The organism is Okeania sp. SIO2C9, assembly GCF_010672455.1.
Classification (GTDB): domain Bacteria; phylum Cyanobacteriota; class Cyanobacteriia; order Cyanobacteriales; family Microcoleaceae; genus Okeania.
The window spans coordinates 288,490-313,710 of the sequence record NZ_JAAHGO010000007.1 but is presented as its reverse complement, the minus strand read 5'-3'; the positions used below and the strand labels follow the sequence as shown (position 1 = coordinate 313,710).

The 25,221-nt window shown below is 33.8% G+C and carries 15 protein-coding genes and 1 pseudogene; 7 read left to right on the top strand and 9 right to left on the bottom strand.

Translation table 11 applies throughout. From position 1 onward, the window contains the following. Window positions 1-61: 61 nt before the first annotated feature. The 6 genes from F6K23_RS07695 to F6K23_RS07670 all read right to left on the bottom strand — a co-directional run bounded on the left by F6K23_RS07695 (window position 62) and on the right by F6K23_RS07670 (window position 8,292). Entirely contained in the window at window positions 62-421 is a 360-nt protein-coding gene (locus F6K23_RS07695) for a hypothetical protein (protein WP_293152898.1), read from the bottom strand. Between the two features lie 504 nt (window positions 422-925). Next, entirely contained in the window at window positions 926-2,362 is a 1,437-nt protein-coding gene (locus F6K23_RS07690) for a DUF5009 domain-containing protein (RefSeq protein WP_293152895.1), read from the bottom strand. A 901-nt stretch (window positions 2,363-3,263) separates the two neighbouring features. After that, complete coding sequence (locus tag F6K23_RS07685; RefSeq protein ID WP_293152892.1) at window positions 3,264-3,983, bottom strand: hypothetical protein; 720 nt, start codon at window positions 3,981-3,983, stop codon at window positions 3,264-3,266. A gap of 523 nt (window positions 3,984-4,506) precedes the next feature. Beyond that, the gene (locus F6K23_RS07680; protein ID WP_293152889.1) at window positions 4,507-4,692 is read right to left on the bottom strand and encodes a hypothetical protein; all 186 of its coding nucleotides are present in this window, start codon (window positions 4,690-4,692) and stop codon (window positions 4,507-4,509) included. Next, window positions 4,689-5,036: a hypothetical protein gene (locus tag F6K23_RS07675; RefSeq protein ID WP_293152886.1), complete on the bottom strand. Its 348-nt coding sequence runs from the start codon at window positions 5,034-5,036 to the stop codon at window positions 4,689-4,691. Before F6K23_RS07675 ends, F6K23_RS07680 begins: the two co-directional genes overlap by 4 nt. A gap of 1,216 nt (window positions 5,037-6,252) precedes the next feature. After that, window positions 6,253-8,292: an AarF/ABC1/UbiB kinase family protein gene (locus F6K23_RS07670; protein WP_293152883.1), complete on the bottom strand. Its 2,040-nt coding sequence runs from the start codon at window positions 8,290-8,292 to the stop codon at window positions 6,253-6,255. 2,467 nt (window positions 8,293-10,759) lie between these two features. Here F6K23_RS07670 and F6K23_RS07665 point away from each other — a divergent pair. The 3 genes from F6K23_RS07665 (at window position 10,760) to F6K23_RS07655 (ending at window position 13,739) form a co-directional block, all read left to right on the top strand. Then, on the top strand, window positions 10,760-11,806 hold the full coding sequence (locus F6K23_RS07665) for a hypothetical protein (RefSeq protein ID WP_293152880.1): 1,047 nt from the start codon (window positions 10,760-10,762) through the stop codon (window positions 11,804-11,806). 111 nt (window positions 11,807-11,917) lie between these two features. Beyond that, on the top strand, window positions 11,918-12,388 hold the full coding sequence (locus tag F6K23_RS07660) for a hypothetical protein (protein ID WP_293152877.1): 471 nt from the start codon (window positions 11,918-11,920) through the stop codon (window positions 12,386-12,388). Between the two features lie 997 nt (window positions 12,389-13,385). Continuing rightward, window positions 13,386-13,739, top strand: coding sequence for a hypothetical protein (locus F6K23_RS07655; RefSeq protein ID WP_293152874.1), 354 nt, complete (start codon window positions 13,386-13,388; stop codon window positions 13,737-13,739). Window positions 13,740-14,051: 312 nt separating this feature from the next. Here F6K23_RS07655 and F6K23_RS07650 read toward each other — a convergent pair whose 3' ends face one another. After that, window positions 14,052-15,014 (bottom strand): transposase, encoded by a 963-nt coding sequence (locus F6K23_RS07650; protein WP_293152871.1) that lies wholly within the window; start codon window positions 15,012-15,014, stop codon window positions 14,052-14,054. Window positions 15,015-15,722: 708 nt separating this feature from the next. Here F6K23_RS07650 and treS point away from each other — a divergent pair. Next, window positions 15,723-19,055 (top strand): maltose alpha-D-glucosyltransferase, encoded by a 3,333-nt coding sequence (gene treS, locus F6K23_RS07645; protein WP_293152868.1) that lies wholly within the window; start codon window positions 15,723-15,725, stop codon window positions 19,053-19,055. Window positions 19,056-20,025: 970 nt separating this feature from the next. On the opposite strand, the gene F6K23_RS41600 is transcribed toward treS, so the two are convergent. Continuing rightward, complete coding sequence (locus F6K23_RS41600; RefSeq protein WP_367267651.1) at window positions 20,026-20,349, bottom strand: RNA-guided endonuclease InsQ/TnpB family protein; 324 nt, start codon at window positions 20,347-20,349, stop codon at window positions 20,026-20,028. Between the two features lie 19 nt (window positions 20,350-20,368). Beyond that, window positions 20,369-21,280, bottom strand: a complete 912-nt coding sequence (locus F6K23_RS07640; protein ID WP_367267650.1) for an RNA-guided endonuclease InsQ/TnpB family protein — start codon at window positions 21,278-21,280, stop codon at window positions 20,369-20,371. A gap of 1,610 nt (window positions 21,281-22,890) precedes the next feature. Between F6K23_RS07640 and F6K23_RS07635 the strand changes: the two genes are divergently transcribed. The 3 genes and pseudogenes from F6K23_RS07635 to F6K23_RS07625 all read left to right on the top strand — a co-directional run. Next, entirely contained in the window at window positions 22,891-23,622 is a 732-nt protein-coding gene (locus F6K23_RS07635) for a Stp1/IreP family PP2C-type Ser/Thr phosphatase (protein ID WP_293152866.1), read from the top strand. After that, window positions 23,619-24,764, top strand: coding sequence for an anhydro-N-acetylmuramic acid kinase (locus F6K23_RS07630; protein ID WP_293152864.1), 1,146 nt, complete (start codon window positions 23,619-23,621; stop codon window positions 24,762-24,764). The genes F6K23_RS07635 and F6K23_RS07630 overlap by 4 nt, the downstream gene beginning before the upstream one ends. A gap of 143 nt (window positions 24,765-24,907) precedes the next feature. After that, window positions 24,908-25,221 (top strand): annotated as a pseudogene (locus tag F6K23_RS07625) (anhydro-N-acetylmuramic acid kinase); the annotation flags it as partial.

Below are 25,221 nucleotides of genomic sequence, written 5' to 3'. Positions count from 1 at the left end.
ACTTGATATTAAAACTAATTTATCCAAAATCAATACGAGATATTTCAATACACTCTTGAATTTAACTATTAGATTTAGTATATATTTCCATGATAACTCCTACAAATGAGCCAAATATTCCTCCAATAATTGCTCCCCAAAATGGGATAAGTAGTGGACTGAAACAAGCATACAGTCCATCTAAACCATCCGCACAATTTAAAGGTTGAATTTTTTGATGAGCTACAACGAGAAAAATGAAGGTACTCAAAAGTGAAGTAAAAGTTGCTGCATTGAATATTCTCATCGTGCATCTAAATTTAGTGATTAAGTTGGTAATTGCACCAACAATTCCCCCAATAGTACCTCCAATAACAATACCTAAACAAGCTCCAAATAGTGCTATAAACCATACAAAAATAACAGGAATTATACTACTCATCAAATCCTCCTTCTTTTATTAATAAATATTGGTATAGCAATTCCCAAGAAGAGTGAAGTACAAAATTCCTTTGCTTTAGGGAGTAGGGAATAGGGGATAAAAAAAAAGAAAAATAACTGTACCTCAGTAACTTGATAAATCCTATAGTACTGTACAAGTAGTAATATTCTAATATCCAATTAAAATGAAGCTGCATAGAATTAAGATTCAATTTTGAATTTACCGAAAAATTGTGGGTATGCGCCTCCCCTTTTAAGGGGATAATAAATAAAAATTTTCTTTTGAGTCAATCCTCTTCTTTTCAAGGAGAGGTAATTATTAATTATTCATTATTAATTATTCATTATTGAACGTAGCTCGACGGAGATAAATGAATTAGTTTCATCATTATCTATATTTTAATATTAGCTTTAAGGCTTTCACTACAGCAGGGCACAGTAGGAAAAAAAATTCTCTGTCTTAAGCAATTTTGCCTTCTGCCTTCTGCCTTCTTCAATGCTGTTTTTAAGTCCTCCAAAAAAGCTTGGATTTGCTAAAAATACTTACGATTAATGCCACTATGAATGTATAAATAAATCCCGTAAATAATCCTAAATTTGTGGTTTGAGTCATTTGTGTAATTTCTTCATACCATCCAGTTAATTTTAAGATAGGTAAGAGTAAGTTACCAAAAACCACATAAGCTATCATTGGATTTTGACCATTATAGATAAATAATTTGAGAATATTTTTCTGCTGAAAATAATCTCTAACAACAGTGAATAGAATTAACAAAAAAATAGACATTCCTGTGGTAATGAAAAAGTAACTTAGGGTAGCACTGTCTTTTTTAACTCCACCTTGAAAAGGCTCAAAAGCTAATCCTAATGCTAGCCAATAAATCCCCCAACTATAAAGTTTATTGAGTAAACTTTCTATCTGATTACTTGGTTGCTGGAATAATAACCAACCAGAAGCACATAAAACTCCACTTATTAAACTCGTTTCTAAAACAAGCCTAGATTGTAACCCAATCAATAACACCAAGTCAATAGTTAGCATTAATACTGCAATAATAAAAAAACGACTAGCTGGCCATTTTTCTAAGTTTGAATTGCGATCGCTACTTTCATTATTTCTCATCCATTTTAAAATTAAATCTCCGCCAATAGTACCTGGAATAACAATAAATAAGTACTTTAAATAATCAAATCTAAAAATCCAAGGTAAAGGAGAGTTAAACCAAAAATATTTTACCCATCCATCATCAGCAGCAGAAAATCTTAGTCCTAATAATATTCCCAATAATCCTAAACGTAACCACCAATTAGATTTAGTAAATAACCAAATTATCGAACCAAAAACTGCCATATTAGTTAAAACGATGAGAATAATATCACTACGTTCTAATGAAAAGTTACTACCATCTGGATATGTTAATCTACTCAGAACTAAAATACATATACTCCACCCAGCTATACTAATAAATTGATTTAGAAACTTGGGGAAAATTTTAGGTAAACGACTGAACATTAAAAAGAGGATTAAAAATCCCAATAAAGCAAGTTTCCACTTTTCGGGAATTTCCTCTGCATTATTAATAATGTGCGGTCGAAAATGTTGAAGCACTATAGCAAATGTGCCTAGTAAAAAACCTCTTTTCAGGATGAATAAAAATATTGAAATGTATCGCCATCCTTTATTTATTAATCGAGATAAAGCTAGGGGTATAGATGCTCCCATTGCAAATAAGAAAATTGGAAAAACAATATCTACCCAAGTCAGTCCAGGAATATTAGGATTAAATACATAATTTGGTGGCGGTGTTTGAGCATGATACATCCAAGCAGGTAATGTTCCATCACGAGGAATTATGCCAGATAATACCATCATTAAAATAGCAAATCCACGCAAAGCATCTAAAGCATCGGCGCGTTTTTTAGAGGTTGGTTGTTTTTCCATAGTTATATAGTCATCCTAATTTCATTTGTAATATTTTAGTGTTGGTTAGGAGTAAGAATTGCTGGAGTCAGCGAGTCAGAATATAAAGGATTTTTAATAGATATCTACAGAAAATAAACTTGCTCTTTATTTAACATAAGGTAAAGTTGTAAAATTCACTTACAAAATCATTTTTCCTATCTTTGGATTGAAAATTTATTCCCTATTCCCTGTTCCTTTTTCTCTACTCTTACAAAAATTCTATATATTTATATTTTTTTAGAGATGTCTAATGGCTATTAATTATAATTAGGGTTTGCTGAATAAAGTTTTTTGGTAAGGGTAGGAGCCAGAATCCAGAATCGGTGAAGTCAGGAGGAATGGGAATTATAGAAGAAGTAGTCAGAAGAATCGTACCTTGACTTTTCTGCCATAATCCTCCCAAAATCCTAATTTTTTGAGCATTTTAGACTGAAACAAGCGCACTTTTTTCGACCTAAAAATTCTCAAATCTTTGTCTATAAATGCTTTGATATTTAATCAAGAAGCCCTAATTCAATTTTTCACAACCTATTTAGGATTGTTATATAGGAAATAGTTAGATAAAAATGTCAAAATTTTGAATTACAATACACTCGCTACTTGACATTAGATTAATTAGAAAACTTTAGACTGTAATTAATTTTTGCTAATTCTCTATTTCTAATTTTTTAAAGCTATACCCATAATTTTACCTCCACCTTTAGCTTTAGATAGACGCATTGCTAAAGCAACTTCAGGTAATGTTTTACCGAATAATTAATAATTAATAATTAAATAATTCTGGTTTAAAGCCTCCCCTTTTAAGAGGAAAAAAAAGACAATATTCCTTATATTCAATCAAGAGCGGTTTTAACCAGAGGTAATTATCAATTATCCATTATCAATTATCCATTAATGAACATATCCTATAGTGCCAGTTAATCCAGTTCTCTCTTTGTAAATTCTCTGTAAATTGTTTAGTAAACTTATACCATTTATCCATGAAGTTGCACTTAATATCAAAGATTAGAATAGTCCGTTTAATAAGGTCTGAGCAACAATTATTAAGCGCATTGTTACAGAGAAATGATATTGCCTGATAAGATGCTTTAAATAGAATATTGTCTCCTTCTGCAAAAAGTACACTTTTGTTATCTTTTGTTGCTTTGTAGATTAACTTTTTCAACTCCCCAATAACTTCATGTAATATCTGACTTCGTTGTCTTACTTCGTCTTCATTTGATTTTTCAAACGCCATTTCTAAATAGTAGTCAGTAGAATCACCATCGAACCCGAAATAAAAAATTGTCTGATTTTTATCTGCTGGGGTTTCTAGAATTTGAACATTTACAAGTTGACCATTTTTATCTAGAAAAGAACTTAGTGTTTTAGTCGTAAATTGTATAAATGCAAATGCTAATTGAGAAGACAAGCGAGATTGAATAGCTATTATATCCTTTGAATAACTATTTTCTGAAGAAGGATGAGCAATATCATTTCGTACGGAGGTGATTAGTCTAGTGATATATTCTAATGTTTCAGTCTTAACGAAGTATTTTGGATTTTGAGAAAAAACATCCCGCACTTCATCTAACTTTTTTCCTAGTGTTTTGTTTTCCAAATCAGCACTTTTTATAATCGTTAAAATGATATTTGCGACTTCTTCAACTCCAGCAGAGGAAGAAAAAATAGAATGACGATCACTATAGGTTTCTTCAGTTACTTCGCCAATTAGACAAGAATTTACTCCAGATAAAAGTGATTCTCGTAAATGTTCAATATCAAATCCAGAAGGTAATAAATTTGTTAGGCAATTTACAAGATAGTTAATATTTGAGCGATGGCGTAAAACTTCTGTGTAATTTAATTTTCCGAAATTATCAAACTCCCTTATCGGCGGAAATTTGCGATATTTTATATTTAGGGTTTGCTCAAAAAGTCTTATGGGTGAGGGTAGGAGTCAGGAGTTAGGAGTTAGGAGTTAGGGGAATTATATAGGAGCTAGGAGGAAGAATAGTCCCTTGATTTTTCTGCACAACTGTTGCCTAAAATGTTAATTTTTTGAACCTAAGCGACCTAAAAGCTTAGACTTTTTTTAACTAAAAAATGCTAAAACCTTTATATGTCAGTGCTTTTATATTTAATCAGTAAACCATACTTACACCTGCTTTTTCTAAATCATGAGAAAAAAGACTAGCTGGCTTTTTTCTAATATTTCTAATAACTGTATATTTAGAGAAATCTATTTCCAACGAATAAATATTTTCTATATCAAGTACATAAGCAAAAACAGCAAGTATAGACTTAAGAGATGAAATACCACCTGTCAAGTCAATATAGTTTTGTGGGTTATCAAAAGGGTTAAATTTTTTCGTAGTTGCTCTACAAGATCCCTAAATCTATCAATATTAGAATCTTCTATTTTTGTGACATGATGAACTAAACTTGTTGAAGAAATTTTATAGTTGCTTAGAGCTTCTTGCCAAGTTACTGAAGTTGTCAAAGCTTGTAATGATTGTTCAGAATGAAAAATGTGTACTTGACGAAAAGTTAAATCACTATTTTTAGTATCACTTCGTGCTTGAAGGGTAGCTCCAATAATAGCGTTAATCATTGCAGGAATGTTTGTATTTCCCGCTAAAATTAGCTTGAATGATTTTTGATAAATGTTCATTTTTGCTTTGTTGAATTCCCGATAATATAATTTATCTACTGTATAGTGGAGTTTAAATTTTATACTAATTCCAGTTATTAAAAGATACTTTTTCCAACTCTTTTTTAATCATTCTGCCTTTTGCTTTCCCCTCTTTAGAAAGATACTAATTAGGGTTTGCGTATGGAAAGTCTTTTTGCTCGGGTAGGAGACAGGAGACAGGAGACAGGAGAAATGGAAACTATAGAGGAAATAGTAGGAAGAATCGTCCCTTGATTTTTCTGCTCAACTCTTGACCAAAATCCACTCATTTTTGAACCATTACCACCTAAAACCTCGCATTTTTTGATACTTAAAAAGGCTAAAACCTTTGTCTATAAATACTTTTAGATTTAATCGGCAAGCCCTAATTAGGGTTTGCGCTCAAAAGTCTTATAGTTGAGGATATAATTCAGGATTTATAATTTATAATTCATAATTCATAATTTAGAGGATTTAGGAGGAAGAAATATCCCTTTATTTTTCTATCCTTATCTACTCAAAACTCTAATTTTTTTAGCTTTTTAGACCAAAAAACTTGCACATTTTTTAACTCTAAAAATTATCAAGTGTTGACAGATAAAGGCTTTGACAGTTAATCAGCAAGCCCTAATTAAATTAAATTTGGTATTATACCAAATTGAAAAAATAATTTTACAAATAAACTGGCTATAATAATCCACCTAAAACCTAAAACCTAGCATCTAGTACCTAACATCTACCACCTAATACCATTTTCAAAAAATACTGTTACAGTGCTTTATTTTGTTGGTAGGAGTTTTGAGATTAATACTGTAGCGACCTTTTTTGAATTTGGTATAACACCTAGAAAATTATTTGTAGCAAACATTTATCAATTTGGTATTATTGCTCAATTAAGCCTCCATTTTTTGATAAAAAAATTAGTTGCCAGTAGAAACTTTTCCTACTAACAACTAATAATAATTAACTATTAAATAACTAGGGATTGCTGATTAAATCTAAAAGCATTGACATATAAAGACAAGTGCCTTTTTGGGGTCGAAAAAAGTACCTGGTTTTCAGCTCTTCACGCTCATATTTTAGGCTCATAGTTGGGCAGAAAAATCAAGGGACAATTCTTACTCCTACCTCTTCTAAATTCCTATTTCTCCTGTCTCCTGTCTCCTGTCTCCTACTCCTACTAAAAGACTTTTTCAGCAAACCCTAATTAATCAACTTACCTTGGAATAGGCAAAGAAAGTTGAGGTTTAGTATCTGGTTGATGACCATTACCATTACCATTAGAATGCTCTGGAGATAATAATACTTGACGAATCAAACGAGCGATCGCCCGTTGAGTCAAACCACTTGCCACTTGTTGCCCCATCTTTTGCATTTCTGGTTTAACCAACAAATTTGGTACTAACTGCGCTAACTGCATAGCATCAAAACCAGGAGTATCTTGAATAATTTGCCAAATACGTTGAATATGCTCTGCTCTTTTTTCTTCTGGAGAATTTGTAGATGTAATTCTGGTCGGTTTTTCTTCCTTCATACCCAACAATTCACCCACTCTATTTCTCATATTAGAAAAAGTATTTCTGGATGCTAGGTCAAGACTATTAATCAACTCTTCAACTAAACGCACCCGAATAAAATCACCACGTTCAGACAATAAGAAATCTAGAGCTTGGTCTAATACCTTGCTAATATCATAATCATCACTATTACTCGCATTTCTTAATAGATTTTCCAATCTATTCCAACGAAAATCACCATCCTTAAAAAGTAAATCTTTCAGAGAAGTTCTTAACTCAGGAGCAGGGTCAGTTAGTAAACGTTTCGCCACATAAGGATAAGCTTTACTCAACACCTTAAAATTAGGCTCGACATTAATCGCAATACCTTCCAAAGTTACCAAAGAACGAATAATCAAAGCATAATAAGCAGGCACAGTAAATGGATACTCATACATTAAAGCTGATAATTGGTCTATAATACTCTTAAAATTAAGTTCTGCCACACTAGCACCAAGAGCATTATTAAACACACCAGCCAAAGCAGGAATAATCGGAGTTACATCAGTTTCAGGAGTCAAAAATTCCAGCTTAATATAATCCTGAGCTAAAGCTTCAAAATCACGATTTACCAAATGTACAACTGCTTCTAATAAACCATATCTCTGATAAGGTTTAACCTCACTCATCATGCCAAAATCTAGATAAACCAACTTACCTTCTGGACTAGCCAATAAATTACCAGGATGAGGGTCAGCATGAAAAAAACCATGTTCTAACAACTGTCTTAAAGAACATTGCACGCCTACTTCTATCAGATATTTGGCATCAATATTTTTAGCTTTTACAGCTTCCAAGTTAGTTAGTTTAGTACCCGTTATCCACTCCATTGTTAATACACGACGACCCGTATATTGCCAATAAATTTTAGGAACGTAAATATCTTGAAGATGACCGTAGAGTTGTTTAAATTTTTCCGCATTACGACCCTCTTGGGTGTAGTCCATTTCCTCAAATATTCGAGTTCCAAACTCATCCATAATAGCTACTAAATCACTGCGGAGTCGCTTAATACTTTGATGTGCCCAAATAGCTAGTGTTCTTAATATATAAATGTCTAAAGCAATACTTTCTGCTAAACCAGGACGTTGTACTTTTACTGCTACTTGTTCGCCTGTTTTAAGTTTGCCTTGATAAACTTGTCCAAGAGAAGCTGCAGCAATGGGATTAGGTGTTAATTCTGCATAAATTTCTTCTGGACGGGAACCTAATTCTTCTTCTATAAAACGATAGGCTAATTCATTAGGAAAAGGGGGTAATTGGTCTTGTAATTTAGTCAACTCTTCTAAATATGTGGGAGAAGCTAAATCTGGTCGAGTAGATAGTGCTTGTCCCACCTTAATAAAAGCAGGACCAAGATTTGTCAAAATTTCTCTTAACCTAATTGCCCGTTTTAGTTCATTTTTAGTGGCATTACCTGTAATTTTGTCCAACCATAAGCTAAAAGCAAATGATAAAAAAGTCCATAAAACACTGATGCGTCTTTTCCATACTGGCAAAGGGCGTTTACTGTATAAGGCTGTAATTGCTTCTGGGTCATAGCGTAGAGCATTACTTTCTACTGGTTCTGAATAATCTTGAGACTTAACCATATCTATATTTGTCACTGGCATTGCCTCTACTTCTAATGTGTCTAATTTCTTAGTATGTGAATTCAAATATTCTTTTTGGGTAGCAGATGATATTGTTTCCAGATTCATAAAATTTTAGATTTTTTTTATAAAGGTTGTTAAATATTGTAACAATATGGCTGTCGTTTCAATGAAGTCAAAAGTCAAAAGTCAAAAGTCAAAAGTCAAAAGTAAGAATTTGACTATATCCCTCCCTAACTGGAATTTCCTCTAGTCACATAAAAATTGTTAGTAAATCAAGAATCGAAAAATTAATTGGAAAATTTCACTGTTGCCACATACGCAATAGTAGAACATCAAACCTAGAGAGCAAGGTAACTCAGAGTTGATTTCTACATCCCAGAAAATATTTGACTATTAAAAATTGTTAGTAAATCAAGAATCAAAAAAATAATTGTAAAAATGACTATTGCCACATACGCAACAGTAGAGCATCAAACCTAGAAAGTCAGGAAACTGACAGTTGATTTTCACATCCCAGAAAATATTTGACTATCTTTCTACCGGAAACTTCCTCTAGTCACAAACAAATTATTAGCAAATCAAGAATCAAAAAAATAATTGTAAAAATGACTATTGCGACATACACAACAGTAGAACATCAAACCTAGAGAACAAGGTAACTCAGAGTTTATTTTCACATCCCAGAAAATATTTGACTATCTCTCTATCGGAAACTTCCTCTAGTCACAAACAAATTATTAGCAAATCAAGAATCAAAAAAATAATTGTAAAAATGACTATTGCGACATACGCAACAGTAGAGCATCAAACCTAGAGAGCAAGGTAACTCAGAGTTTATTTTCACATCCCAGAAAATATTTGACTATCTCTCTATCGGAAACTTCCTCTAGTCACAAACAAATTATTAGTAAATTAAGAATCGAAAAATTAATTGTCAAATTTCACTGTTGCGTATGTCGCAACAGTAGCAATTAAGCCTAGAAAGTAAGGAAACTCAGAGTTGATTTCCACATCCCAGAAAATATTTGACTGTCTCTCTAACCGGAATTTCCTCTAGTCACAGAAAAATTATTAGTAAATTAAGAATCAAAAAAATAATTGTAAAATTTCACTGTTGCGATATACGCAATAGTAGCAATTAAGCCTAGAAAGTAAGGAAACTCAGAGTTGATTTCCACATCCCAGAAAATATTTGACTGTCTCTCTAACCGGAATTTCCTCTAGTCACAGAAAAATTATTAGTAAATTAAGAATCAAAAAAATAATTGTAAAATTTCACTGTTGCGATATACGCAATAGTAGAAATTAAGCCTAGAAAGTAAGGAAACTCAGAGTTGATTTCCACATCCCAGAAAATATTTGACTGTCTCTCTAACCGGAATTTCTTCTAGTCACAGAAAAATTATTAGTAAATCAAGAATCGAAAAATTAATTGTAAAAATGACTATTGCGACATACGCAACAGTAAAACATCAAACCTAGACTGCAAGGAAATTGAGAGTTGATTTCTACATCTAAGAAAATATTTGACTGTCTCTCTAGCCGAAATTTCCTCTAGTCACAGAAAAATTATTAGTTAATCAAGAATCGAAAAATTAATTGTCAAATTTCACTGTTGTGACATACGCAACAGTAAAACATCAAACCTAGACTGCAAGGAAATTGAGAGTTGATTTCTACATCTAAGAAAATATTTGACTGTCTCTCTAGCCGAAATTTCCTCTAGTCACAGAAAAATTATTAGTTAATCAAGAATCGAAAAATTAATTGTCAAATTTCACTGTTGTGACATACGCAACAGTAAAACATCAAACCTAGACTGCAAGGAAATTGAGAGTTGATTTCTACATCCCAGAAAATATTTGACTGTCTCTCTAGCCGAAATTTCCTCTAGTCACAGAAAATTTATTGGTAAATCAAGAATCAAAAAAATAATTGTGAAATCTGACTATTGCGACATACGCAACAGTAGAAAATCAAACCTAGAAAGTCAGTTTCCTGACAGTTGATTTTCACATCCCAGAAAATATTTGACTATCTTTCTAGCGGAAACTTCCTCTAGTCACAGAAAAATTATTAGTAAATCAAGAATCAAAAAAATAATTGTAAAATCTGACTATTGCGACATACGCAACAGTAGAACATCTAACCTAGAGAGCAAGGAAACTCAGAGTTGATTTCTACATCCCAGAAAATATTTGACTATCTCTCTACCGGAAACTTCCTCTAGTCACAAACAAATTGTTAGCAAATCAAGAATCGAAAAGTTAATTGTAAAATCCGACTATTGCGACATACGCAACAGTAAAACATCAAACCTAGAGAGCAAGACAACTCAGACTTTATTTCCACTGACAGAAAATATCTCAGTGTATTTCTCTAGGCAAAATTTCCTCTAGTCACAGAAAATTTGTTAATTAATAAAGAATTAAAAAAACAAAAATTTTGTATGAATATTTCCCCACCTGCAACATTAGAATATCTTTTATATAATTATTGATGTACACCTAAAAATAGAAAATTTCTCAAGCTATTAATAAACTATTCTTTAATTTCTATAAATTAGATAAAAATGGTAAATAATAAACATAAGCCAAAGTCTCCAGAATCTGAATTTTCTCCTTTAAGATTCATCGCTAATTCAACTCAATCTTTCTTAATTTGGTGTACAGGTGTAGACAATCAAAAGTTACCCCAGCACTTAAAAAAATCTTATGCTGGTTTAGGAGCAATGGCTATGGTATCAACAACCCTTGCTACATTTGGTGGTTATACTTTTATTTTAATTTCTCTTAGTTCACCTGTAGGAGGTATTTTTGGAGGACTTTTAGCGGGGTCTTTTATGTGGGGTATGGATCGAAGTATTCTTAGTTTTTCAACTCAACAAGAAACTAAGAATAATAATCCTTCTAATAATATCTTCACTCGACCTTTCTTGGTTAAACTTTCAGTTAATATCGCTTTTTCAACTGCTCTAACAACACCTCTTACTACACTAATGTTAATGGGAGCAGTTCAAGTCAAAAATGTTGATGAAATAGAGTCTAAAATTGAGATAAAACAACAATCAATAGAAAAGAAAGAAGAGGAAATTAGGGAACTTAGGGGAAACTATGACAAAATTCGTGGTCAGTATCTTCAGAGATATCATGCCGATGGAACAATTAATCAAGGCTATGTAAAAAATGAAGAAAATGCCAGAAAGGCAGTTGAAAAAGCGGTAAAAGAAAAAGCTGAACTTCAAGAAGAAAAGAAAGAACTAAAAGAAGAAAAGAAAGCTTATGAAAGTGGAGATCTGACTAAAGCCTCTTTGAAGTTTCCCGATCAATTTAACTATGTTACGGGAGAAGCACGTCCTAGCGATCAATTACTTAGTTTATTGTTTTTTATTGTTACTGCTTTAATGGGTTCGGGTGCTGTTTTAATAAAGAGCATTATTTATACTAATGATTCATATAGCGAAATATTACAACGTTTAGAAAAAGAGGCTAAAGATCAAGAAAATCTTAAATATGTTACGAACACTTCTGCTAATCAAATTTACAGTTCTATCTTTAATATGGATGCAATTGACCATAACATTAGAATTAAAATAAAAGGGCTTCAAGATGAGTTTTAATCTGATGTAGTCGGAATTTATAAGTCTTTACAAAATCAGCGTTTAGCTAAAATACGAGAACAAGCAGAAAAACAGGCATTAGAAGAAAATATTGCTTTAAATTTTCAAACAATGCCTTTGAATAATGGTCATAAAAGTGGTCACCAAAAATATAACCAAACTAATGAAAAATTTGTGTCAACTGCTTCTAATACCCGACAAAAAGATGATGCAATTTCAGGAAATAAAATTTCTCAAAATGGTAATAACAATCAATCAAATGGTTCAGATGAGTATAGATTGAAGAATCAAAATTTTATTTCTCAAGAAGAGCTTCAACAATCAAATCTAGATAATCCTTTTGAGCAACAGTCTGATAATTATTCCCATTTTGTCAACGAAAAACCTTTCTCACCTAATTCTCAAAATTACCAGGTTAAAAATTGTCAGTTTCCTGACCCTTGGGTAGAGAATAATCTAATTTTAGGAAATAGTTTGCCTCAAGGTAATAATCAAAATAAATTAACCAACTCAGATGATGGAGAGACAATTAAACCAATAGAAAATGGGGAAAATTGTAATCAAAAATTTGCTACTAACTAGCTAACTTCAGGAGATAAAAATACTTCAGGTAGTAATCAAAATAAATTAACCAATTCAGACGATGAAGAGACAATTAAACCAATAGAAAATGGGGAAAATATCAATCAAATACCCTCCACTCAAGAAGAGATTGTAAATTTTTTACGTCAACAAAAAAGAAAAAACTAAAGTACCTATGAATATTTATGCTCTCAACGTAAATATTTTTCTTGGAAAGATAATTAGGGTTTGCTGAAAAAGTCTTATGGGTGAGAGTAGGAGACAGGAGACAGGAGACAGGAGACAGGAGAAATGGGTACTTATAGAAGGTAGGAGTAAAAATTGTAAGAATGATTTTTCTGCCTAACTATGAGCCTAAAATACTAACTTTTTGAGGGTTTTAGACATGATACAAGGCACTTTTTTAGACCCCAAAAAGGCTAAAACCTTTATCTGTAAATACTTTTATATTTAATCAGCAAGCCCTAATTACTATACTTAAAAAAAAGCATCTATATTTCATAAGGTTTATCAAAAGTCGATCTTGCTTCCCTAAAATATATAGCTTCCTACTTCAGCAAGATTAAGAACTGCTATAATATCTACAAAAATTATTTAAAGTTAAATCATTCAGGAAAAAAAATCATGTCAGACCAAAACAATTCTTCTTTAATTCCAACCTACAAATACAATTCATCTGATGAGATAATTAAAAATTGGCGTTGGTAATTTGAGGTATAATATCTTCCCCAGATAAGAGTACAAACAAAAAACTTTCTCCTTCTATTCTTCTTTATTCTTCTTTCTTTTATCCTGACTCCTGACTCCTGACTCCTGACTCCTAAATAATTAAGATTAATATCATACACGCGCTTTACCAACGCCTAAAAATTTAACTCAAGAATATCTCCAGTTACAACATCAAAACTCTAATTTCAAATATAATAATTCTGGAATATTTGGTCGCTTATTTCCTACTCAAGAAGTAAGACTTGAGAACCAACATCATCTGGAAAAAATGAGTGAATATCACAAACATGAGATGAGAATTTTTTCAAAGATGTGTGCAGCTAAAGAACAAGAACTTGAAATGCAGATAGCAGCTGCACTATCTCAAAAAAGAATAGTTTTAGATGCACAAACAAAAGAGCATATTGCTAGAATTTATGAACAATTTAGTGTGACTATGGATGGGCGTATTAAGAAAGCAGTGGAGTTGTATTTACAAGGTTTACAATATGCCGAAAATATTCCTAACGAACAAGCTAAACAGAAATTAATGAGTTACGCTGAAAACAAATTTCAGCAAGATTTTGATTTGATTCAGGATTTAATAAAAGATTTGTTGAGAAAGATTTATTCTGGTTTATAAGTCACCAACTACTTGAAAGTACTGTCTCAATAAATATAAGTACAGAAGTTATAAATAATAAAAAAATGTTTATATGCAGATATTCACACAAATCTTGTTGGTTTTAATTGTCGATAAATGTTTCCAAAGTAGAATAATAAAAGACAAAAGCAACAAAGTTTAGTTCTAGTACAAGCTAGACCAAACTTATACATTATCAGCAAGTAGAGGTTAAGTATCTATATAGTTGATAAAAATATAGTCAAATATGACTAATCCTTATTTTGCAGGCGTTACCCTGACTGGGTGAACTACAACACCACGCCAGTTGCTTTAAGTCGGGGGACCCGCCCAACGCACTGGCTCCTCTATCCCATGGTCAAAGACATTTGGGACTGCTTTTTTCATAATGTTCAAGGAACCGTTCACATCAGCATTGATTAATCCAATGCTTGCGGTACGATACAAACCTCTTGTTACTCTTTTTCCTGAAAAAATGATTTGATTTTTTTGGCCTTTCTTGTACACAGGAAGAAAATCATTATCTATAAAACTTGATTTTGAGGTATAAGATTCTTCTGTAAGAATGACATTTATCCCTACCATCTCGGCTTTATAAGATAACATTTTGATTAACCTGTTATGGGGCACACATACAAAATTTTGGTTGTTTCTTTTCCCTAAATTTATCTTCTGCTTCCACTCTTCATTGTGCCCTATTATCAATGTTCCTATTTTCTGATTAATTAGAGTATCAATAATCAAACGAGAAGCTTTATGAAGATAATCGTTGATTTTAAATTCTCTTTTTAAAATAAGTTTTTTCAGCCTCTTACTTGATTGATTTTCCCGGAGTTTATATTGTAAGAAGCTTTTAACTTTATTATAGTATTGATTTATAGATTTTAACGGTCTGCCATTTATCAATAGCGGTTTAATTCCGGCTTGATTAAAAGTTAATGTAGCTAAGTTGTTTAATCCTATATCAATACTGGCGCAACGATTTTTATCTAGCTCGTATTGTTTTTCGCATTTCTCATAAATGACCTCTATTACATAATGGTTAAGTCTAGGGACGAGACGAACTTGTTTGATTTGTGAAGTAGGTACTAATGTTTTTAGATAAATTCCTGTTTTGCTAGGATTAATAATTCCTTGTTTTAATTGCCTCTTGCTGATAGCTTGTGTTGTATAAACTACAATATTTCTTCCCGGTATTTTATTTTTGTATCTAGGAAGACGAGGACGAGCGTTAAACTTTGATGGGTTCTGTTGATAAACTTCGTTCGCTGCCAAAAAACTCTTCCAGTTTCTATCTATTATAATCAATATTTGTTGAGATACTCAATTCTGGCATTGCTTGATAATCTTCTTGAGATTGCAGTTGCTTTTGCAAGTCCAAATAGTGACAATAAGTATTTTCAAATATCCAAGACTGGCGAACTAAATAATTAGCATGAGTTTAAGATATTTTTAGACAAGAAACACAGTCGGTCAATCTCAGAATAAAACAGATTATTTTTCTGAATAATATGTCTTTCAACTAATCTCATAAATCAAGGAGTTAAAATTACTAAATGCTCTGAGCATTTATAAATCTTTATCATTATTTAGTCTGGAATTATCAGCCAATTTCATTATACTTTTAAATAAACTATAGCCATCCTAAATAGGTCGTGAAAAATCAAAAAGTAAATAAAAAAACTGAAACTCTTACCTGTTCCCTGTTCCCTATTCCCTAAAAAGCAGTAAGATTTTTGACACGAATAAAATAGGATTGCTATATCTCACAGAGTTATTAAATTTTATCAAATATTTAGTAGGTGGTTAGTACAAATGAACGAATATATTTGACTATATTGTAGAACTTTTACTATACACAATAATTTAGAAAAATACACCTATCTCCCCATCACCCCATCATCCCACCTCTCCACCTCCCTATCTCCCTTTCAGCTATAATTACCTCGAATCTCTAACAATAGAAAGAAAAAGCTTTACCCCATGCTAAAAAACGACCCACTTTGGTTCAAAGACGCCATAATTTATGAAGTACCAGTTCGAGCTTTCGCTGATAGTAACGGTGACGGTATTGGAGACCTTCAGGGACTTACAGAAAAATTAGACTATTTGCAAGACCTGGGAGTAACAGCAATTTGGACTCTACCATTTTTCCCCTCTCCCCTCAGAGATGATGGTTATGACATTGCTGACTATAGAAGTATTAACTCCATCTACGGCAATATAGAAGATTTTCAACAACTTCTAGATGCTGCCCATGACAGAGGAATTCGGGTCATTATCGAACTTGTAGTTAACCATACCTCCGACAAACACCCTTGGTTTCAAAGAGCACGTCGCGCTCCTAAAGGTAGTGTAGAAAGAGATTTTTATGTTTGGAGTGATAGTGCTGATAAATTCCCAGAAGTTCGGATTATTTTCCAAGACTTTGAAAATTCTAACTGGGCATGGGATTCTGTGGCTCAAGCTTACTATTGGCATCGCTTTTTTTATCATCAACCAGACCTCAACTACGAAAACCCTGCGGTACAAGAAGCTGTTTTAGAATTGGCAGATTTCTGGTTGAGCATGGGAGTTGACGGAATGCGTCTTGATGCAGTTCCCTATCTTTGTGTTGAAGAGGGTACTAACTGCGAAAACCTGCCAGGAACCCACGTCTTTCTCAAAAAGTTACGGGGGCACATAGATTCTAAATATCCTAATCGAATGTTATTAGCAGAGGCTAATCAGTGGCCTGAAGATGCGGCTAAATATTATGGGGCGGGAGATGAATGTCACATGAATTTCCATTTCCCTTTGATGCCTCGTTTATTTATGGCTTTACGGATGGAGGATAATTTTCCAATCTCCGATATTCTCAAACAAACTCCTTCCATACCCAATAACTGTCAATGGGCTTTGTTTTTGCGTAACCATGATGAGTTGACTCTGGAAATGGTCAGCGATGAAGACCGAGATTATATGTATAAGGCTTATGCTCAAGACCCACAGGCTAGAATTAATTTGGGTATTCGTCGCCGTTTGTCCCCTCTATTGGGAAATGACCGTCGGCAAATAGAGTTGCTGAATAGTTTATTGTTGTCTTTACCTGGGACTCCGGTTTTGTATTACGGGGATGAAATAGGTATGGGAGATAATATTTATTTGGGCGATCGCAATGGGGTGCGGACTCCGATGCAATGGACTGCGGACCGGAATGCTGGTTTTAGTCGTACAAATCCACAAAAGTTATATGCTCCAGTTATTGTAGACCCTGAATACCATTACGAAACAATTAATGTGGAGGCTCAACAGGCTAATTCTAATTCTTTGTGGTGGTGGATGAAGCGTTTGATTTCTACGAGGGAACGTTTTCAAGCTTTTGGACGGGGTTCGTTTGAATTGTTGCATCCGGAAAATAGGAAGGTCTTAGCTTTTACTCGTACATATTCTGGTCAGCATATTTTAGTAGTAGCTAATCTCTCTCGTTTCGTGCAAATAGTAGAGTTAGATTTATCAGCTTTTAATGGTATGGTTCCTGTGGAAATTTTTGGTCGAACTAAGTTTCCAGCTATTGAGGAGAATCCATACTTTTTTAGTTTAAGTCCTTATGCTTTTTACTGGTTTACTTTACAACCACAACAATCTTATATTGAGACTCCAAAACCTCTGAGTAAACCTCCTGTTTTGACTGTAGCAGGTAATTGGAAAGATATATTTTCTCAGGCAGAAATCAAGAGTAGATTAGAGTCAATTTTACCTAATTATTTGAGTAGCTTCCCTTGGTTTGGAGGTAAAAATAAGGTGATTCAATCTACAGAAATTACAGAGGTAATTTCTATTAATTATCAACAGAAAGAAACTGCTTTAATATTTTTAGAATTAAATTATACAGAGGGGTCGCCAGAAACATATTTGATTGCTTTGAGCTATTTAATTCCCACAGAAATAACTCCTCAAATTCCTCGGGAAAAGATTATTGCGGAGTTGCAAATACAGCAGCAAGAAAAGTCGGGGATTTTGTTTGATGTGTTGGGAGATAGAGAATTTTTAAATATGCCTTTTGATGCCATCGCCCAAAACCAAAAATATCAAGGAAATAAAGGTGTTCTTCGAGGAAAATATACCGATGTATTAGCAGAGATAATGCAGACAAATACAGGAAATATTAATCCTCATATTTCCTCAGAAAAACATGATAAAACTCTGATTAATTTCGGTACAGGATTAATATTTAAGTTATTACGAAAACTAGAAATTGGTATTAATCCAGATTTAGAAGTAGGCAAATTCTTGACAGATAAATCTAGGTCTCAAAATTCAGAAATTGCAGGAAATATTCCTCAAATAGCAGGATATCTAGAGTATCACCAACAGGGTAATAACTTAATGACCATTGGCATATTAGAAGAATTTATTCCAGAAGCAAGAGACGGTTGGTCTTATACCTCTAGTGTTCTGAGGGATTATTTTGACAGAATAATGGTAGAAAATACATCTGTAAATGAGTTAGAAATTCCTCAGATTACTGTTAGTAATAGTTTAAATACTGAGATTACTGAATCAGTCTACGACGTGATTGGTTCTTATATCAATGTAGCCGAAAACTTAGGTAAAGTTACAGCAGATATTCATTGTACTTTAGCCTCTGATTTAGAGAACCCAAATTTTGCTCCCGAACAGTTTACACCTTTTTATCAAAGGTCGGTTTATCAGTATATGAGAAACCAGACAGGAAGAATTTTATTAAAGTTGAAAAAACACTTATCAGGATTTTCACAAGATAAACAACAATTAGCGAAAAATGTAATTAATCGTCAGGACCAAATTATGAAACATTTAGGTTCTGTGGTAGAACGAAAAATTACCGCGATGCGTACTCGCTGCCATGGAGATTATCATTTAGAAAACGTTTTATTTACAGGTAAAGATTTTGTAGTTGTTAATTTTGAAGGGGAAGGTGTTCGACCTTTAAATGAACGTCGCATGAAGCGTTCCTTACTTCGAGATATAGCAATAATGTTGGAGTCATTCTATTATGCAGCTAATGTTGCTCTCCGGGAAGAAATTAAAAATGGAATGATTCGTCCTGAAAATTTGCTTGCCATGGAACAATGGTCTACATTTTGGTATAGCTGGACGAGCATATCTTTTTTAAAAGCTTACCTCAACAATACAATGTCAAGTTCATTCTTGCCTAAAACCGAAGAAGAAATACAGGTACTTTTAGATGTTTATCTCTTAGAAAAAGTTGTCTATGAACTTGATTATGAACTTACTTATCGTCCTGAATTTGTGGAAATTCCTTTGGCAAGAATTCAACAATTAATTCCATGATTTATCAAGAAAGAATTCAGTCCTCAGTCCTCAGTCCTCAGAATTCAGAAGTCAGATAGGGGAACCGTCGGATTGGCGACGTACAGAAGTTATTTTTGTAATACCAACTTGAAAAAAGAATGCAAATTTTACTTCAATTATTAAGTAATTAACACAGACTGAATAACTTTTTTAATAATTATTAGCTAGTTATTGTTAATTATTCTTATCTTTACCGAATAATTAATAATTAGACATCTCCGAAAAAGATATAGGTTTTTTGCAGGAGTAGGCAACAGCTCATCTGGCAACAGGCAACAGGTAAGATATTTTTACGCGCAAAGGCACGAAAAAAGATTTTTTAGGGTGAATTTTTCCTATCCTTAGCCTGCTCTAATTAAAATATTTATTTTCTGGAGATGTCTATTAATAATTAATAATTAAATAATTCGCGCCTTGAAGCCTCCCCTTTTAAGGGAAAAAAAGCGGTCGATCTTCGCAGCTTCCCCGTTGGGTGGGATGGCGAGGAAACCTGCGCCATATCCAATCGACCAAGAAAAGAAATAATATCTCCTGATATTCAATTCCGTAGCGGTTAAAACCCGAGGTAATTATCAATTATCCATTATCCATTATCAATTAATGAATTCTCCCCTACTCCTCCACTCCCCTACTCCCCCGCAATGGGAAAATGTAGCAAACATTTATCAAATTGGTATAAGGGGGATTTGAGCAAGCCTCCAAAAACATTTTGCCTTAAAAAGTGGGGTTGCACGACCCAATTATTTTGATAAATTAAAGATAAATAAATGGGTTTAATATTCCCACTAAGTTTGATGATTTGCTGGTATTCAATTAGTGGTATTCAGAACTGCCACTAATTGATTCTGACTCCTTCTTCAAAGAGCCAATTTAGGAATAATAGCTGTGAGTTTACTTTTCGGTAAATTTATTGATACTCAATCACAAATTTTGGTGACATACTCCCACACTAAGCTGGTGCTATAGTGTGAGCTTCTCGTTTCATAGCCCTGCCATTACATCGGGCTCCACGAGCTTTAAGAACGGAATGCCCTACCGCCCTATTTTTGATATTTATCGCCGCGTTTACATCGCGGTCTATTACTATGCCGCAGTGCGGGCAAGAATGGGTTCGTATGTTTAATTCTTTAGGGACTTTTTTGCCACAACTTGAGCAATCTTGGCTAGTATTTTTGGGGTTCACTCCTATAGTTTTCTGTCCAGCATTTTCAGCTTTGACAGTCAAAATAGACAGGAATTGACCCCATCCAGCATCGTTAATTGATTTACTCAAACGAGTCTTTGCTAGCCCTTTAATATTTAAGTTTGCCTCCGGCACGCCGCTCCGCGTCTACATGGGCGATCACTTCAGCTTTTAATAACAATTCATTGGCTGTTTTAAAATGGAAATCTTTACGTTTATCAGCTACTTTTTTATGTTGTTTCGCTACAGCTTTAACAGCTTTGATCCTCCTTTTACTTCCTTTTTTCTTTCGAGATAAACGTTTTTGCAAAGTCTTTAATCGCTTCTGAGATTTTCGATAGTATTGAGGTATGGGGACAGATTCTCCAACACTAGTTACTAAGAATTCCTTTAGCCCCATATCGATTCCCAGAGTATTTTCTAATGTAGGTTCCACTTCACTTGTCAAAGCTGGAACTGATTTGTCTTCTAGGGATACAGTTACATAATAACCATCAGCTTTACGACTAATAGTCACAGTTTTAATTATAAAACCTTCTGGTATTGGACGATGTTGAATTAACTTTACCTTGCCAATTTTGGGTAAGTTAATCTTGCGTCCTTCAATACAGTCTTGTTTGATTTGAGGATAAGTAAAACTACGATAACGGCTTATTTTCTTAAACCTTGGTTTTCCTAATTTATGTCCACTCTTGTCTACCTTAAACCATCTATCAAAAGCAAGTTTTACCCGTTTTATGCAATCTTGCAAAACCTGAGAATGAATCAGCTTATACTCAGGAAACTTGTCTTTGGTATTGAGCAAATCTCGTTTTTGAGAGTAATAATCTGGATTATCCCTGAGTTTTGGAATTGGCATTACTAAGGGGCAAGCATTAACCGGACAGCGATTTTCTTCCCACCATGAGAACCTTTCACCTAACCGATAGTTATACTGCCGACGCAACAATTCCAACCACAATTCTATTGTGGCTATTTGATCTGAGTTGGGCCTTAATTTATATTGGTAGGCAGTGCGCATGGTGGAAAATTTTCGGGGTTATAGCAACATCATAATACAAGTTTTTCAACTAGGGCGAAAGCTTCTACTGGGATAGCATGCAAATTGAATGGGCATCCAACCTGTTCAATTTGCCGCCGATTCAGCTAAATTATATCCTTAATGAATGCTTGATTTTACTGTAAGCATTCAACTATTAGCATTTCCGTTTGTCATGCTACGCAAACAACTTTTGAAAGAATCAAGCAACGACTAAGATTCGCTGATGACCAATTTCATTAATAACTTTTCATTATCCTTCGAGACTAATTCTTCCTGTCAAAATAATGAGTTATATCATGTCCGGTTTTGAAAGAATTAAGCAACGACTAAGATTCGCTGATGACCAATTTCATTAATAACTTTTCATTATCCTTCGAGACTAATTCTTCCTGTCAAAATAATGAGTTATATCATGTCCGGTTGAACAGTGATAAATAAATAACTACGGAGTCCTCAGGAGTCAGGAGGTAAGAAAGAAGTAAGGAACAGGAAGAACTGGAGTTGAAGGAGAAAGTTTTTTGTAAGCATTCAGCATTTCCTGCGGAATGATGCGCAAACAGCAGTCAGCTATCAGCTCTTGAGAAACATCTACATTTCCCGCTATAGAACCCCTAAGCGTATCTTCATAAATATTAAATTTTTTTAGCTAGGAGACAGGAGACAGGAGACAGGAGACAGGAGATAGGAGACAGGAGACAGGAGACAACCCACCCCTAACCCCTCCCAGGAGGGGAAGAAGGAAGAGGGAAGATGTGGGGAGAAATAATACAAAAAATTCAACACTCCTTTTCAGATTTTTCCTAACTCATTGATGCGCGAAAAGACTTGGCTACCATAATTATATAGCTATCAAATGGGTTCTATAGAATTGTATGAATTGAACTCAAACTAATAGTTCTTATGGTTCATTCTCTGATTAAAAATGTAATATAAGTTAAACAAATGCTTGCTTCATTCATTAAAAAGTTAAGAACTGAATACTTACAGTTTTTTTATAACTAATTATCCGGACATGATATTAATAACTCATAGCTGATAACTGATAACTGATAGCTGATAGCTGACCGCTGAATGCTTACATTTTTCGAGATTCATACAGCCATTATTTTGAATCAGATGTTTGAATTAACCTGATGAGATAAAACTTCTCAATAAAATACAGCAGTTTCCTACTTGATGAAATACTTATCTTGATGATTTTAGGGAGTAGGGAATAGGGGATAGAGAATAGGGATGATGAGTCCAAGGATAGAGAACAAGCAAAAAATATTTACCGAAAAATTGTGGTCTAAAACCTCCCCTTTTAAGGGGATAAAAAAAGAGAATATTCCAGACTTTCAATCCCAATGCTTTCCTAGGTCATGCTGCGCAAACAGCTAGAGGTACTGATAACTTATAATTGAAATGACCCCGTCAATTTCAGAACATTAATCACCGAATCTGCTGTAATTTTCTGGCAAGATATATACTGTATTAATTAGCAGCATTGTAGTGCTAGAATAAAAGTAAAGTATATAAAAATTGGGATATTAAATATATAGGTGGATAATAAACATAAAAATGGGACAAAAAGTGTTCAACTAAATTCTATGAAATTGGATTTCGCAGGTACTACTGATAAAGGTTGTATTCGCTCAGTTAATCAAGATTCTTACTACATAGACCCTGAAGGACGATTTTTTATTGTTGCTGATGGTATGGGAGGACATGCAGGTGGCCAAGAGGCGAGTAGAATTGCTGCGGAAGTAATTAAAAATTATCTTGTTAGCCATTGGCAGGATGTTATAGAATCACCAAAGTTGTTAGAAGATGCTTTTCTCAAAGCCAATGAAGCCATTTTATACGACCAACTAGAAAACCCAGAACGTTCAGATATGGGTACCACTAGCGTAGTAGTTATATTCAGAGAACAAGAACATTGGTGTGCAAATGTAGGTGACTCTCGCTTCTATCGACTTCGAGAGCAAAAGTTAGAACAAATTACAGAAGACCAAACTTGGGTAGCTCAAGCAGTGAGACAGAATGCTCTAACTCCTGAGCAAGCTAGAGTACATCCTTGGCGTCATGTACTGTCTCAATGTTTAGGTAGGGAAGATATGGGTAAAGTAGATATCTTGCCTGTTGATATTCAAACGGGCGATCGCCTATTACTATGTAGTGATGGATTGACAGAAGATTTATCCGACACATTAATTGCCCCTATATTAACTTCTAATGATGATTGTGAACCTATTGCTCAAGAACTTGTAGATGCAGCTAAAGATCGAGGAGGTCGCGATAATATCACAGTAGTAATTGTCATTGTTGGTAATGAAAAATGACCAAAATTATTGGTTTGATTAGTGGTACTTCCGTTGATGGTATAGATGCCGCTTTGGTTGATGTTGCTGGCGATCAAACAAATTTAAAAGTTGAACTGCTAGCAGCAACTACTTATCCCTACTCAGAAAAATTACGCTCGCAAATTCTGAGTGTTTGTGGGGGTACATCTCTGTCAATAGCTGAATTGGCAGAACTTGATGATGCTATTGCCCAAGAATTTGCCCAAGCAGCATTTACAATTAATCAAAAAAGTGATAGAAAAGCAGAAATTATCGGTTCTCATGGTCAGACTGTTTATCATCGTCCACCATCTCAACAATTAGGTTATAGCCTTCAGTTAGGACGTGGTGAAGTAATTGCTAACATAACAGGTATTCCGACTATTAGTAATTTTCGAGCTGCTGATATTGCTGCAGGAGGTCAAGGTGCACCCTTAGTTCCTTGTGTAGATATTCATTTACTGAGCCACTCTAAATATAGTCGCTGCATTCAAAATTTAGGTGGAATAGGGAATGTTGCTTATATTAAAAGTCAAAAGTCACCAGACTTCAAAAATAGTATTTTAGGTTGGGATACAGGTCCGAGTAATACACTATTAGATTTAGCAGTACAACACCTTTCTCAAGGTAGAAAAACCTACGATAAAAATGGAGAATGGGCGGCTAGTGGAGTACCATGTCAAGACTTAGTAGAAAAATGGTTAAAACAAGACTTTTTCCAAAAAAAACCACCAAAATCTACAGGTAGAGAATTATTTGGCAAAGACTATTTATTTAACTGTCTTGCTGATGGAGAAAATTATAATTTAAGTGCTGCTGATATATTAGCAACTCTCACAGAATTAACAGCAGCTTCCATTAATCATAGCTATCGAAATTTTTTGCCAAATTTACCAGATCAAATATTATTATGTGGCGGCGGTAGTCATAATTTATATTTAAAAGAACGGATACAGAATTTATTAGTAACTATCCCAGTAATGACCACTGCTGAAGTAGGGGTAGATGTAGATTTCAAAGAAGCGATCGCCTTTGCAGTTTTAGCATATTGGCGTTCTTTAAAAATTCCCAGTAATTTGCCAGAAGTTACCGGAGCAAAAGCCAAAGTAATGTTAGGAGAAATTCATCAACCGATTATTTAGAATTCAGAATTTAGAATGCAGAATTTAGAATGCAGAATTTAGAATTCAGAATTCAGGAGTTATATAAAATCGGGTTTATATAGTTAGAGGGAGTGGGAGAGTAGGGGAGATTGGATATTGAAGTAATTATGGACATACTAGAACCAAAATCTACAGGTAGAGAATTATTTGGCAAAGACTATTTATTTAACTGTCTTGCTGATGGAGAAAATTATAATTTAAGTGCTGCTGATATATTAGCAACTCTCACAGAATTAACAGCAGCTTCCATTAATCATAGCTATCGAAATTTTTTGCCAAATTTACCAGATCAAATATTATTATGTGGCGGCGGTAGTCATAATTTATATTTAAAAGAACGGATACAGAATTTATTAGTAACTATCCCAGTAATGACCACTGCTGAAGTAGGGGTAGATGTAGATTTCAAAGAAGCGATCGCCTTTGCAGTTTTAGC